Origin of the sequence: Amycolatopsis sp. ATCC 39116, assembly GCF_000231075.2 — a bacterium.
GTDB classification, from domain to species: Bacteria; Actinomycetota; Actinomycetes; order Mycobacteriales; family Pseudonocardiaceae; genus Amycolatopsis_E; species Amycolatopsis_E tucumanensis.
The window spans coordinates 125,857-137,154 of the sequence record NZ_AFWY03000006.1 but is presented as its reverse complement, the minus strand read 5'-3'; the positions used below and the strand labels follow the sequence as shown (position 1 = coordinate 137,154).

The following is an 11,298-nucleotide window of genomic DNA, read 5'->3' as shown; positions in this document are numbered from 1 at the left end:
CTTCCCCACGGCGCTCCGAAGTCCCAGCCTGCGGCCGCGCGGAGGAACCAACTAGGGCCGAAAGACCTACCGGGCTGGCGGCTGGGGAGGGCAGTTCCCAACGCGCGAAGAGGCCCGCGAGGGACCGAACCGGCTGCGCCGCCGCGCCGGGGAGCGGGCGGACGCCGCCATCGCAACCAGCCTCACCCGCTCCGCCCCGCAGCGCCACCCCACTCCCCTTGCAAACCGGCCCCCACTCCGCGGGCAGCTCGGCTCACCCCACTCCGCCGACCGCCTCCCACCACCGCGCACGCCCCGCCCCGCCCTCAGCCCCACCTGCCATCGCGCGGCAACCGCCTCCACTCCGCAGCCAACTCGGCTCACCCCACTCCGCCGACCACCCCACCGCCGCGCACCTCCCGCCCCGCCCTCAGCCCCAGCCCACTCCACAGCCACCACTCCGCCCCCACCCGCGATCCGGCTCCCCAACCGTGCCCGCGCCGCACCACCACCCCGCACCCTCAACCCACCCCACTCCACCAATCGCCCACGCCGCACCACCCTCAGCCCCACCTGCCTCCGCTCGGCAACCGCCCTCACTCCGCGGCCACCACCGCGAACCCTCAGCCTCACCCCACCAACCCGGCTCCACTCCGCAACCACCGCTCCCATCCATCACCCCCACCCCGCTCCCCACCGCGCACATCCGCAAGCCCGCCCCCACCTCTCACTCCGCCCGGCAAAACGCGCCCGCTGGCAGGTGCCAAGCCTCCGCCAGCGCGTCGGCACCGGAACCGGCCAGCCCGCCGATGTTCCAGAACGCGTGGAACCCGGCGAAGATCGGCCGCCCGTACCCGTCCTCCACGCGCGCCGCGTGGGCGTTCATCGCCACGTCGAGCGTGCTGTTGCCGACGCCGAGCACCACCAGCGCCGCGACGAAGGCAAGCACCCCCGGCGCGACCGCGACGAGCGGCAGCCCGCCGCACAACACCACCGCCCCCACGACCGCGGCCGCCCGGCTGCCGATCCGCGTGATCACCGCGCCCGCCAGCAGCAACGCGACGATCGATCCGGCCGCGAGCCCGAACAACCCCGCGGCGAGCTGTCCCGTCGTGAGTCCCAGCCGGTCCTGCACCGCGGGCACTCGCGCGAGCCACGTCCCGAACGCCGCCCCGCACGCCGCGAACACCACGGACACCGCGCGCCGGGCACGGACCAGCTCCTCCGTCATGATCACGACGCTACCGCTCCGGAGATTTACTTTTACGCTCCTCGCTGAGAAGCGGAATTGTTTTCCTCGTTTACCGGGAATCGCTCCGGGTAGTCGCGCGGCACCGAGTGTGGAGGAGGAGGAATGACCCAGCAGACCAGCAGTTCGACCCCGCAGGCCGTGCGTGAACAAGCCGCGGATTCGGGCAGTCAGGTGACCGGAACCGCCGCCGAGCAAGCAAGAGAGGTGGCATCCGAGGCGCAGCGGCAGGCGCGGAACCTGAAGGACCAGGGCGTCGATCAATTGCGCGAGCAAGCCCGCACCGGCCAGCAGAAAGCGGCCGGAAACCTGAACTCAATCGCCGATCAGCTGGACCGGATGTCGGAACAGTCGGATTCCGGAATGGCGCAGGACCTCGTCCGTGAGGTTTCCCAGCGGGCGAAGAAAGTGGCGTCGTGGCTCGATTCGCGGGAGCCGGGCGACCTCGTCGACGAGCTGCGGAACTTCGCGCGGCGCAAGCCCGGCCTGTTCCTCGCCGGCGCGGCGGCAGCGGGACTGCTCGCCGGCCGGCTGACCAGGGGCGTCGCCGCCAGCATGAGTGAGCAGAGCAGCGGTGGCGCGCCGCAACCACGCGCCTCGACGGAAACGACCGGCACGCCGGCCGAAACGGCCGCGTACCCACCGACCACCGCTTATCCCACAGAGAGCGCCTACCCCGCCGGAACTCCCATGCCGGAGACGCAGGGCGGCTACGGCGGGCAGCATCGGTTGGAGCCGTCATGACCTATTCGCAACCGCCCGGGCAGCGGCCGGACGTCGCGGACGCGTCAGTCGGCCAGCTGATGAGCAACATATCGCAGGACCTGTCGACGTTGATGCGGCAGGAACTGGAGCTCGCGAAGGCCGAGGTGAAGGCCGAGGCCAAGCAGGCGGGCAAGGGCGCGGGCATGCTCGGCGGCGCCGGGTTCGGCGGTTACATGGTGGCGCTGTTCCTGTCGATCGCGCTGTGGTGGGCGCTGGCCAACGTGATGGACCAGGGCTGGGCGGCGCTCATCGTCGCCGGCGTGTGGGCCGTGATCGCGGCCGTGCTGTACGCCATGGGCCGCAACCGGATGCGCCGGGTCGATCCGGTGCCCGAGCGGACCGTCGACAGCCTCAAGCAGATGCCCGACCAGATGAGGAGGACAACGTGACCACGGACCCCGACCGCCTTCGCCAGGAGATCGAGGGCACGCAACGGAATCTCGGCAGCGACGTGGACGCGCTCGCCGAAAAGGTCAATCCCAGCCGGATCGTGCACCGCCGGGTGCACCGCGCGCGGGGTCTCGCGCAGAACCTCAAGGAGCGGGTCATGGGAAGCGCATCCAGCGGCGTGCAGTCGGTCACCGACCGGGCGCACCAGGCGGCGGACAACGCGTCGACAGCTGCTTCGACCGTCGCCGAACAGGTCCAGGAAGCGCCGCAGACCGTGCGGCGTCAGACCGAAGGCAACCCGCTGGCCGCGGGCCTGATCGCGTTCGGGGCCGGGTGGCTGGTGTCGTCGCTGATCCCGGCGAGCAGGCCGGAGCGGGAACTGGCCGGCCAGGTCAAGGAGTCGGCGCAGGGCATGGCGGGTCAGATGGGCTCGGTGGCGCAGGACCTGAAGGAGAACCTGCGCGAGCCGGCGCAGGAAGCGGTCCAGTCGGTGCGGTCGACCGCGACCGACGCCGCGTCGACCGTCGCGGACGAGACCAAGTCCGCGGCGCAGGACGTCAAGCAGACGGCGCAGAACCGGTAGACCGGCGTGATCGGTGCCTGGTGGGCGGGGGCCACCAGGCACCGCGCTGTCCAGGGCTGTGCGGCATGCCGGCGCTCCAGCTCGGCCAAGTACCGGTGCCGCCCGGGCCCACCGCCACTCCAGCCCCGACGGGCACCGCGCCCGCCCGGGCTCACGCTGCAACTCCGCCAGACATCATGCCCTGACCGGGCCCACGCCGCGCCAACTCCACCGGTCATCATGCCGCCCGGGACCTACCGCCACTACAGCTCCGCCAGCCACCAAGCCGCCCAGGGCCTACCGTCGCCCCAGCTCCCCCAGGCACCGGTGCCGCCCGGTGCTTACCGCCACTCCACGCGCCAGACACCGTGCCGCCCGGCGCCCACCGCCACTCCAACGCCACCAAACGCGAGCCGCTCAGGGCCTACCGCCGCTCCAGCTCCGCCAGGAACCTGTCCACCGTCCCCCGCCGCTGCGCCTCGTCCGCCAGCGGTTCGCCGACGATCCGCTCCGCCAGCTCCACCGCGAGCCGCCTCAGCTCGGGCCGCATCTCGGCCACGACGCGGCCCCGCTGCTCGGTCAGGTCCGCCTCGCCTTGCGCGATCAGCCGCCGGGCCTCGTCCTGCGCCTCCGCCCGGAGTTCCGCACGCAGCCGCTCGCCTTCCGCGCGGGCCTCCTCCCGGATCCGCGCCGCCTCGGCACGCGCATCGGCGAGCTGGGCCCGGTAGCGATCGAGCGCCTCGGCCGCCGCCTTCTGCGCCTGCTCGGCCTTCTCGATGCCGCCCTCGATCTTCTCCGCCCGCGCCGCGAACAACGCCTCGAAGCGCGGCACCGCGAACTTCGCGAGGAGGAACAACAGGACGAGGAACGCGACCAGGCCGAGCGCCAATTCGAAGATGTCCGGCGCGACCGGCAGGTCCGAGTCGAGAATGCCCATCTCCACCCCCAGTGTTGATGACTGGCCTCCACGCTAACCGAAGAACGGGCCCGGTGGAATTCCGCCGGGCCCGTTCCCCCGTTTACTTGTTGGTGCCTGGGGTGAGCACGCTGTCGATGACGAACACGGTCGCGTTCTCGGTCGGGATGTTGCCGCACAGCACCTTGGCGCCGTTGACGGTCATGTTCCCGCCGGAACCCTCGATCTTCACCGGGCCGCCTGCGGTGTTGAGCGTCTGCACGCTGCCCGCGGCTTCCAGCCCGGAAGCGTCATAGCGCTGCGGGACGACGTGGTACTGCAGGATCGGCGCCAGCTGGCTCGGGTTCTGGGCCAGCTCGGTGAACTTGGCCTCGCCCAGCGCGTCGAAGGCGGGGTCGGCCGGGGCGAACACGGTGATGGCTTCCTGGCTGTTCAGCGTGTCGACCAGGTTGGTGGCCTGGACAGCGGCGACCAGCTTGGTGAGCAGCGGGTTCGTACTCGCGGCGGTGGCGACCGGCTGTGGGCCCATCGAGTCCAGGCTGCCCGGCGCGTTGCCCTGTGGCAGCTGGCCGCACGCGGGGCCGAACACGTCGGCATTGGTGGTGACGCCGTTACTGCTGGACATCGGGGCGGGCATCGCGCTCGACGGCGCCATGGACGCGCCTGCCGCGCTGGAAGCGCTTTCGCTGTCCGTGCCGCAGGCCGCCAGCGAGAACATTGCCGCGACGGCGAAACCGGCTCCGGCGATGCGAACAGTCTTCACGAGAATCACTCCATTCGGGGTTTCCTGCTTGTGCACGGGATTCGTGGCCGGTTCCGCGCCGGATTGGGTTCAGTTGGCAGTAAATGAAATTCCGTGCCAGCCCGTCGCGCCGTCGGGCACGGTGCCCGCGCGGTCCTGGGTCTGGGTGTGACCGGAGCGGTCGGTGGCGCGGCAGGTGACCTGGTGGAATCCCGGGGAGACCGGCAGATCCGCGTACCACATGCGCCACGTGTCGGGGTTGACCTCAGTGGACAGTCGCGCGTCCTGCCAGGCGCCGTTGTCCAGCCGCACCTCGACCCGGTCGACGCCGATGTGCTGAGCCCACGCGATCCCGGCGACGCGCACCGTCCCGGCCGGCACGGTCGCGAAGCCCTTGGGGAAGTCGATGCGGGACTGCGTTTTGATCGGCGCCTGTTCGGCCCATCCGCGCCGCAGCCAGTACGCCTGGCGGGCCTGCCAGGTGGTGACTTCGAGGTCGACGACCCATTTGGTGGCGGAGACGTAGCCGTAGAGGCCGGGGATGACGAGGCGGGCCGGGAAGCCGTGTTCCAGCGGCAGTGGCTCGCCGTTCATCCCGAGGGCGAGCATGGCACCGCGGGTGCGGTCGGCCGCGGCGGCGACGGGCGTGCCGGAGGTCCAGCCGTCGACGCTAGTGGCGAACAGCTGCTCGGCGCCCGGCTGGATGCCGGCTTCGTCTAGCAGGTCGGCGAGGTCGACGCCGGTGAAGTTCGCGGTGGAGGTGTAGGGGCCGCCGACCTCGTTGGAGACGCAGGTCATGGTGATGGTGCGCTCGACGAGCGGGCGGTCGCGGATGTCGGCGTAGGTGTAGCGCTGTTCGGCGCGGACCAGGCCGTGGAGGCGCAACGACCAGTCCTCGGCGCGCAGTTGTGGGACGGTGAGCGCGGTGTCGACGCGGTAGAAGTCGCGGTTGGGGGTGAGGAAGGGCGGCGTGCCGAAGCGCGCGAAGTCGGCGTCGAGCGGGATGGCCGGCGCGGTGCGGGCGGGCACGAGAGGCCCAACCGCGGCCCGGGAGCTCGCCGCGTCGCGGGTGCGGCCCAGCAGTTGTCCCCCGACCCCCGCGACGACCGCCCCGCCCGCGACGAGCAGAAACGACCGCCGCGACGCGTCATGGCCCGCACTGCGGTGCAGCAGCCGGAACACCCCGACGCCGACGACGAGGCTGACCAGGGGCGCGGCGAGCGCTGCCGTGTTCAGATCGGGCCGAGCGGCCACCGCGGCGACGCCGACGAGCCCGAACAGCACGATGACGAGGACCCCCGGCCAAACCGACCGCCGCGACGCGACCCCAGCCCCCGCGGCGACCACCAGGAGGACGACGCCCATCCCCACGAGCAGGACGAGCTTGTCATACGTACCGAATGTACGTACCGCAAAGTCCTTGAGGGACAACGGAGTCAGGTCGATCGCGGTGTTCCCGACCGCGAGGTACGGCGAGGCGTTGCCATTGACGAGCCCAGCGACGAGATGCCCAGCCGCGAGGGCTGCAACCAGCGCGAGCACGCCACAGAGCGCCGCGCGAACGAGGGACAACCGCTCGGGCCGGGTGTTCGTGGTCGCAGTAGCCATACCCCCGATTCGCAGCCACCGGGGACGGGTATTGGTGGGTTCTGCGGGCTCGATGCCGCGCTACCAATCGGTGCCGGCACCGACAGCGGCCGACGCGCGCCACACGCCTCCCCGTCCACGTGCAGTGCCGGACGCACGAAAACACCCCCGCGTCCTGTTCTTGCAGGTCACGGGGGTGTTTGCCCTGTGTGGCGGGTAGAGGATTCGAACCTCTGAAGGCAGTGCCGTCTGATTTACAGTCAGATCCCTTTGGCCGCTCGGGCAACCCGCCATGACCGGGCGTCCCGGTCGGGGACTAGCTTACCAACCCTCCGGCGGGCCTCCGACGGGGGTGGGGGCGGCAGTATGGTGTGGTCAGCCGACAAGCGAAACGACGAGGTAGGACACGTGGCGGATCCGTCATTCGACGTGGTGAGCAAGGTCGACCGGCAGGAGGTCGACAACGCCCTGAACCAGGCGGCCAAGGAGCTTTCCACCCGCTTCGACTTCCGCGGCGTCAACGCCAAGGTCTCCTGGGCCGGCGAGGAAGCCGTGACGATCGAGGCCGACACCGAGGAGCGCGTGAAGGCCGCGGTCGAGGTGTTCAAGGAGAAGCTGATCAAGCGGGGCATCTCGCTGAAGGCGTTCGAGGCCGACGAGCCCGCGGTGTCCGGCAAGACCTACAAGGTGAACGGCAAGATCCTCCAGGGCATCGCCTCCGACAAGGCCAAGCAGATCGCCAAGGTGATCCGCGACGAGGGCCCCAAGGGCGTCCAGGCGCAGATCCAGGGCGACCAGCTCCGCGTCTCCGGCAAGAAGAAGGACCACCTGCAGGACGTGATCGCCATGCTGAAGGACAAGGACTTCGGCATCGCGCTGCAGTTCACCAACTACCGCTGACCCTCAGGCCAGCAACAGCGCGACATCCCACGGGGCCGGGTTGCCTGCGTGGCTCGCCAGCGCCAGCGCCACCCCGGCGGCGCCCTGCAACAACCCGGGCTCGTCCACCCACCCGCCGGTGTGCAGGCGGTGCCGGAAACCGAACGGCGCCGACGGGTCGAACGCGGCCAGGACCCGGTCGGCGATCCGGTCGGCCGGGACCCCCATCCGCACGCTGACCTGCAGCAACCCGGCGTCCCCGTGGCACACGGTCGGGCCCTCCGCCGGGCCCGGCCGGCGCATCGCGGCCACCGCCAGCCCGGCCGCGCCCGGGTCGCCCAGCTCGGTGGCCGCCAGGTGCAGCGCGTGCGCCACCCCGGCCGTGCCGTAACACCACGCCGACCGCGACGCCGGCACCGCCGAGCCCCGCACCTGCGCGTCGAACCCCACCCGCGACGGCCAGCCCACCCCGGACTCGTCCGTCCACGACCACCGCAACAACCAGTCGACGACCACCCGCATCGCGTCGGTCATCCCGGCCACCCGGAGGCCGTGCCGGTGGGCCAGCGACAACAGCGCGAGTGGACCACTGATGCCGTGCGCCAGGCCGGCGTCGAAGTCGCCCCGCGGATAGCGCTCGCGGTCCGCGTCCACCGCGTACCGCTCCGGCGCGCACCACCACCCGGGCACCTCGTGACCATCCACCAGCACCGGCCGCGTCAACGCGACCAGGCGCTCCAGCACGCCCTCCAGCGCGGTCAGGCACCGGTCGCCGCCGAGCGCGAGCAACAACCGTCCCTTGCCGGCGAGCCCGGTGATCACGTCGTAGTCCGCGGCGGCCGGCCGGTCGCGCTGCGGCCAGGACTCGCACACCTCCGCGAGCGCCGCGCCTGCCTTGCGCAGCAGCCCGTCGTACCCGCCGCCATGCACGGCCCGGTGCACCAGGACCGCGGGCACGACCGCCTCCGGCGCGACCTCACCCGACGCGGCCAGGTGAGCATGAGCGACCGCCGCCCGCGCAGGGTCCCAGGCGGACAGTGCGGCGTGCAGAACCGCGACGCCGGGGTGGCCATCGAGCAGGCCAGGGCCGCGGTCACGCACCGAGCGCAGGCGATCGCCCACCTCCAGCGCGATCTCCTGGGCCCTCGCCCGCCGCGTGACGACAGCTGTGCTCACCGCTCCTCCTCGGAAGTCGTGTGCTGGTGACGGTTGATCCCCTGGGACCGCGCCCGCCGGATCGCGACAGCAGTGCTCACCGCTCCTCCTCGGAAGTCGTGGTCCCTGGGACCGACGGGCAACCAGCGCTGACCGCTCCTCGCGGCCCTCATCGGCCGTGCCGGCCGCGGTCCAGTCGCAGCGTCAGCGCCCCGTGGACCAGCGCGTACACCTCCTGCTCCCGCGCCCGGTCGATCCCGAACAGGCGGTTGCAGTGCATGTGCGCCAGGCTCAGCGCCACCCGGCCGTACCGCTCCGGCGACAGGCGCTTCAGGTAGTCCGCGACAGCCAGGCTCCGGTGTCTCCACGGTTGGTCCAGTGACGGACGGCCGGTGGCATCGATCGCCGCGGCGAGGGACTCGCGCCGGTCGCGGGGCACGCGTCGCCGCAGGTCGAGTGGCACTGCGGCCGCCAGCCAGTCCAGGACGTCCGACGGCTGTCCGAAATGCCGGACCAGGTCCAGCACGCTCGACGCCACCGCCAGGTCGTCCGCCTCCCGCTCCAGCATCCCCAGCGCGACCAGCGAGTCGGCGTGGAAGACCCGCTCCGCCGCGGCGATCGCGTCCGGACCGCCGTACCGCTCGACCTCGGGGTCGTAGCTGTCCAGCACCAGCCGGGACGCCAACCCGTCCGCACACAGCCCGGCCGCCCACGCGTGCAGGCGCGGCAACAACGTCGTCCACAGCATCTCCGGCTTGCCCGCGAACCGGATCCGGAGGTGCGGATCGGGATCGGCATACCGGACGAAGTGCCAGTCCTCCACATCCGCCACGAGATCGGCCAGGTGCGACCGCACGATCTGCCGCTGCGCCGCGTCCCCCGCGTAGAGCTTGGCGTACAACCAGTCGCCACCCGGCAGGTCCAGCATTTCGGGCCGGGTCCGCGTGGCCGGCGCCGGACGGGCCGCGGGGCGCTCCCCGAACAGCTGGAACACGACCTCGCACGCGTGGCCGTCCAGCCAGCCATCGCCCTGCGACAGGACCTCCTGCACCACCAGCCGCGGCGTCTTCCGCAGCTCGGCGCGGAACACCGCGAGGTGCCCGTCGTCCGTCAGGTCGATCGGGATCCGGTTGTCCGAACTGGTCAGCTGCACCCGTCTGGGCACGTCCCACCGCTGTCGCCACCTCCGGACGGCGTCCGGCCAGTCGGACGAGGGGTCCAGCATCTCCCGGCTGGGCAGCCACCGGGCCGGCGCGAGCACGGTCCGGCCGTACCGGACCCGCGGCAGCGCCGGAGCTGTCGACAAGTCGCCCCACCGCCACGGCAGGCACGACGGGTTCTCCTGCTCCCCCAGCTCGAGCAGGAACCGCGCCACCGGCGGGACGTGCCCGCTGCGCGGGTTCAGCATCGACCCGGAGACCGGGACCACGCGCCGCCCCGACGCCAGGTCGACGACGTACAACTCGTCCTGCGTCGCGCCCACGGCCAGCTCGTCCAGCCGCAGGTCGGGCACGTCCGCGGTCGCCGGCCCGCAGCTAACCGGGATGCGCGCCGGAAGCCGCTGCGGCACCGACGCGACGTTCGCCGACCGGATCGTCCGCGGGCGGCAGGCCACCTGCGCGGCACCGGAAGGCGCGCCGTCGCGGACCAGCTCGGTCAGCTCGTCGTCGAGCTCGGGCATCAGGTGCGCGAACCGCGCGATCGTCGACCCGGCCTGCGGCGACCCCAGGTTCTCACCGACGACCAGCCGGAACTCGCCCGCGCACAAGGCGTCCCAGCTGGGCGCGAGCACCTCCGCGCACAACTCCATCGACACCGGCCGCCGCGCGGGCGGGTCCTCGGCGAGCGAATCGACCAGTTCGTCGTCGAGTGCGATCTCGTCACGCCCCTCGCGCACCGCGGCGAGCAGGTGCTCGATCAGACCACGGGGCCCGGGACGCGACGGACCCGGCGAAAACGACGGCAGCCCGAGGCCGCGGGTGTCGTCGAGCAGTTCCAGCACCGGGACCAGGCGGTCGCTGCCGTACCGCTCCAGAAAGCGCTCTCGGTACGAGTCCGACCAGGACGGTCCGGCCGTGGAGCCCAGTCGCCACAACGCATCCGCGGCTCGCGCGGCTTCCGCACCGAGCTCGGCGGGCAACGTCGCCGAGACGTCCACGCGTAGGTCGGTCTGGATGACGTCGTCCGTGTCGTGCAGCGCCCGCATCCGGGCCACCACCGCACGCCGGCGCGCCCGACGGTCCGGCACTGCCGCATCCGCGGCCCGCAACTCGCGCCGGATCGCACTCAACTCCGCGTGCACCGGATGCCCGTCAGGCACCCGGCCGAGCACGTGGGCGAGCGGGTCGACGCAGTCCGGCGGCGGGTCCAGGTCCGTGAGCAGCACCCCGACCTCGACGAGCTGCCGCAGCACGCCTTCGAACCCGGTGCGCCGGAAGCGGCGGCACAACTGCGCCACCAGGTCGGGCCACGGAACCGGCGTGCGCGTCATCTCCCGCACCGCGCGCACCAGCGGCGTGAACCGGATCGAAGCTTCCCGGCGATGCGCGTCTTCGTACCGTTCGGGCAGCACGAGGCGATCGCCGCGGACGACGCTGACGTTGTTGGCGACCAGGACCGTCCGCGGCAGGACCACCGGATCGGTCCGCAGCCGCCGCAGCACCCCGTCCAGCCACTCGGCATCCGTCCGGCTGGTCGGACGGTGCTGCCGCCCGATCCGCAACTCCGGCCGGTCGCCGAGACGCACGGGCGCGACGCCGGCGAACAGCCCGAACGGCGTCGGCCTGCCGGTCAGGCGCAGGTGGTACTTGGCGAGGGCGAGCGCGCTGCGCCGGCGGACCTTGTCCTTGACCGGCTCGCCGCGCACCACGCGGAGGACGTCGCGGGCCAGGCTGGGGCTGGCCGCTTCGACCGCCTCCATCAGGGTTTCGTCCGCCGCGAGCACCTCCAGCGGCGGGATCGGCCCTGTCGTGCGCGGTCGCACCGCCGCTCGCAGCAGGGCCGGGCCGGCACACGTGAACATCGCTTCGCCTCCCGGCTGGACGGGTGGCGGGTCCCCCGCAGGACCCGCCACC

Annotated in this window: 10 protein-coding genes and 1 tRNA gene; 4 read left to right on the top strand and 7 right to left on the bottom strand. The window is 72.2% G+C overall.

The window, feature by feature from the left end:
• Nucleotides 1–706: 706 nt before the first annotated feature.
• Nucleotides 707–1,210 carry a hypothetical protein gene (locus AMY39116_RS42600; RefSeq protein WP_235716092.1) on the bottom strand — a complete coding sequence of 168 codons (504 nt, stop codon included), beginning with the start codon at nucleotides 1,208–1,210 and terminating at the stop codon, nucleotides 707–709.
• 123 nt (nucleotides 1,211–1,333) lie between these two features.
• On the opposite strand from AMY39116_RS42600, the gene AMY39116_RS0309700 reads away from it, so the two are divergent.
• Genes AMY39116_RS0309700 through AMY39116_RS0309690 form a run of 3 tightly spaced genes read left to right on the top strand, consistent with a single transcriptional unit; the run spans nucleotide 1,334 to nucleotide 2,966 of the window.
• A complete protein-coding gene (locus AMY39116_RS0309700) occupies nucleotides 1,334–1,972 on the top strand; it encodes a hypothetical protein (RefSeq protein WP_020417493.1) in 639 nt (212 codons plus the stop codon).
• A complete protein-coding gene (locus AMY39116_RS0309695) occupies nucleotides 1,969–2,382 on the top strand; it encodes a phage holin family protein (RefSeq protein ID WP_020417492.1) in 414 nt (137 codons plus the stop codon). Before AMY39116_RS0309700 ends, AMY39116_RS0309695 begins: the two co-directional genes overlap by 4 nt.
• Nucleotides 2,379–2,966, top strand: a complete 588-nt coding sequence (locus AMY39116_RS0309690; RefSeq protein ID WP_020417491.1) for a DUF3618 domain-containing protein — start codon at nucleotides 2,379–2,381, stop codon at nucleotides 2,964–2,966. The genes AMY39116_RS0309695 and AMY39116_RS0309690 overlap by 4 nt, the downstream gene beginning before the upstream one ends.
• A 403-nt stretch (nucleotides 2,967–3,369) precedes the next feature.
• Here AMY39116_RS0309690 and AMY39116_RS0309685 read toward each other — a convergent pair whose 3' ends face one another.
• From AMY39116_RS0309685 to AMY39116_RS0309670, 4 genes are all read right to left on the bottom strand, one after another.
• A complete protein-coding gene (locus AMY39116_RS0309685; RefSeq protein WP_020417490.1) occupies nucleotides 3,370–3,882 on the bottom strand; it encodes a F0F1 ATP synthase subunit B in 513 nt (170 codons plus the stop codon).
• Between the two features lie 82 nt (nucleotides 3,883–3,964).
• Complete coding sequence (locus tag AMY39116_RS0309680; protein ID WP_020417489.1) at nucleotides 3,965–4,579, bottom strand: fasciclin domain-containing protein; 615 nt, start codon at nucleotides 4,577–4,579, stop codon at nucleotides 3,965–3,967.
• A gap of 114 nt (nucleotides 4,580–4,693) precedes the next feature.
• On the bottom strand, nucleotides 4,694–6,211 hold the full coding sequence (locus tag AMY39116_RS0309675) for a molybdopterin-dependent oxidoreductase (RefSeq protein ID WP_027935783.1): 1,518 nt from the start codon (nucleotides 6,209–6,211) through the stop codon (nucleotides 4,694–4,696).
• Nucleotides 6,212–6,400: 189 nt separating this feature from the next.
• Nucleotides 6,401–6,482 (bottom strand) — tRNA-Tyr (locus AMY39116_RS0309670).
• A 116-nt stretch (nucleotides 6,483–6,598) separates the two neighbouring features.
• Here AMY39116_RS0309670 and AMY39116_RS0309665 point away from each other — a divergent pair.
• Entirely contained in the window at nucleotides 6,599–7,090 is a 492-nt protein-coding gene (locus tag AMY39116_RS0309665; protein WP_017986513.1) for a YajQ family cyclic di-GMP-binding protein, read from the top strand.
• A 3-nt stretch (nucleotides 7,091–7,093) separates the two neighbouring features.
• On the opposite strand, the gene AMY39116_RS42595 is transcribed toward AMY39116_RS0309665, so the two are convergent.
• Together AMY39116_RS42595 and AMY39116_RS0309655 are read right to left on the bottom strand one after the other, a co-directional pair.
• Nucleotides 7,094–8,245 carry a lanthionine synthetase C family protein gene (locus tag AMY39116_RS42595; protein WP_020417487.1) on the bottom strand — a complete coding sequence of 384 codons (1,152 nt, stop codon included), beginning with the start codon at nucleotides 8,243–8,245 and terminating at the stop codon, nucleotides 7,094–7,096.
• Nucleotides 8,246–8,393: 148 nt separating this feature from the next.
• The gene (locus AMY39116_RS0309655) at nucleotides 8,394–11,246 is read right to left on the bottom strand and encodes a lantibiotic dehydratase (RefSeq protein ID WP_020417486.1); all 2,853 of its coding nucleotides are present in this window, start codon (nucleotides 11,244–11,246) and stop codon (nucleotides 8,394–8,396) included.
• Between the last annotated feature and the right edge of the window lie 52 nt (nucleotides 11,247–11,298).

Coding starts and splice junctions, on each gene's coding strand:
- AMY39116_RS42600 (WP_235716092.1), bottom strand. CDS start 1,210: ATGACGGAGGAGCTGGTCCGTGCCCGGCGCGCGGTGTCCGTGGTGTTC.
- AMY39116_RS0309700 (WP_020417493.1), top strand. CDS start 1,334: ATGACCCAGCAGACCAGCAGTTCGACCCCGCAGGCCGTGCGTGAACAA.
- AMY39116_RS0309695 (WP_020417492.1), top strand. CDS start 1,969: ATGACCTATTCGCAACCGCCCGGGCAGCGGCCGGACGTCGCGGACGCG.
- AMY39116_RS0309685 (WP_020417490.1), bottom strand. CDS start 3,882: ATGGGCATTCTCGACTCGGACCTGCCGGTCGCGCCGGACATCTTCGAA.
- AMY39116_RS0309680 (WP_020417489.1), bottom strand. CDS start 4,579: ATGTTCTCGCTGGCGGCCTGCGGCACGGACAGCGAAAGCGCTTCCAGC.
- AMY39116_RS0309675 (WP_027935783.1), bottom strand. CDS start 6,211: ATGGCTACTGCGACCACGAACACCCGGCCCGAGCGGTTGTCCCTCGTT.
- AMY39116_RS0309655 (WP_020417486.1), bottom strand. CDS start 11,246: ATGTTCACGTGTGCCGGCCCGGCCCTGCTGCGAGCGGCGGTGCGACCG.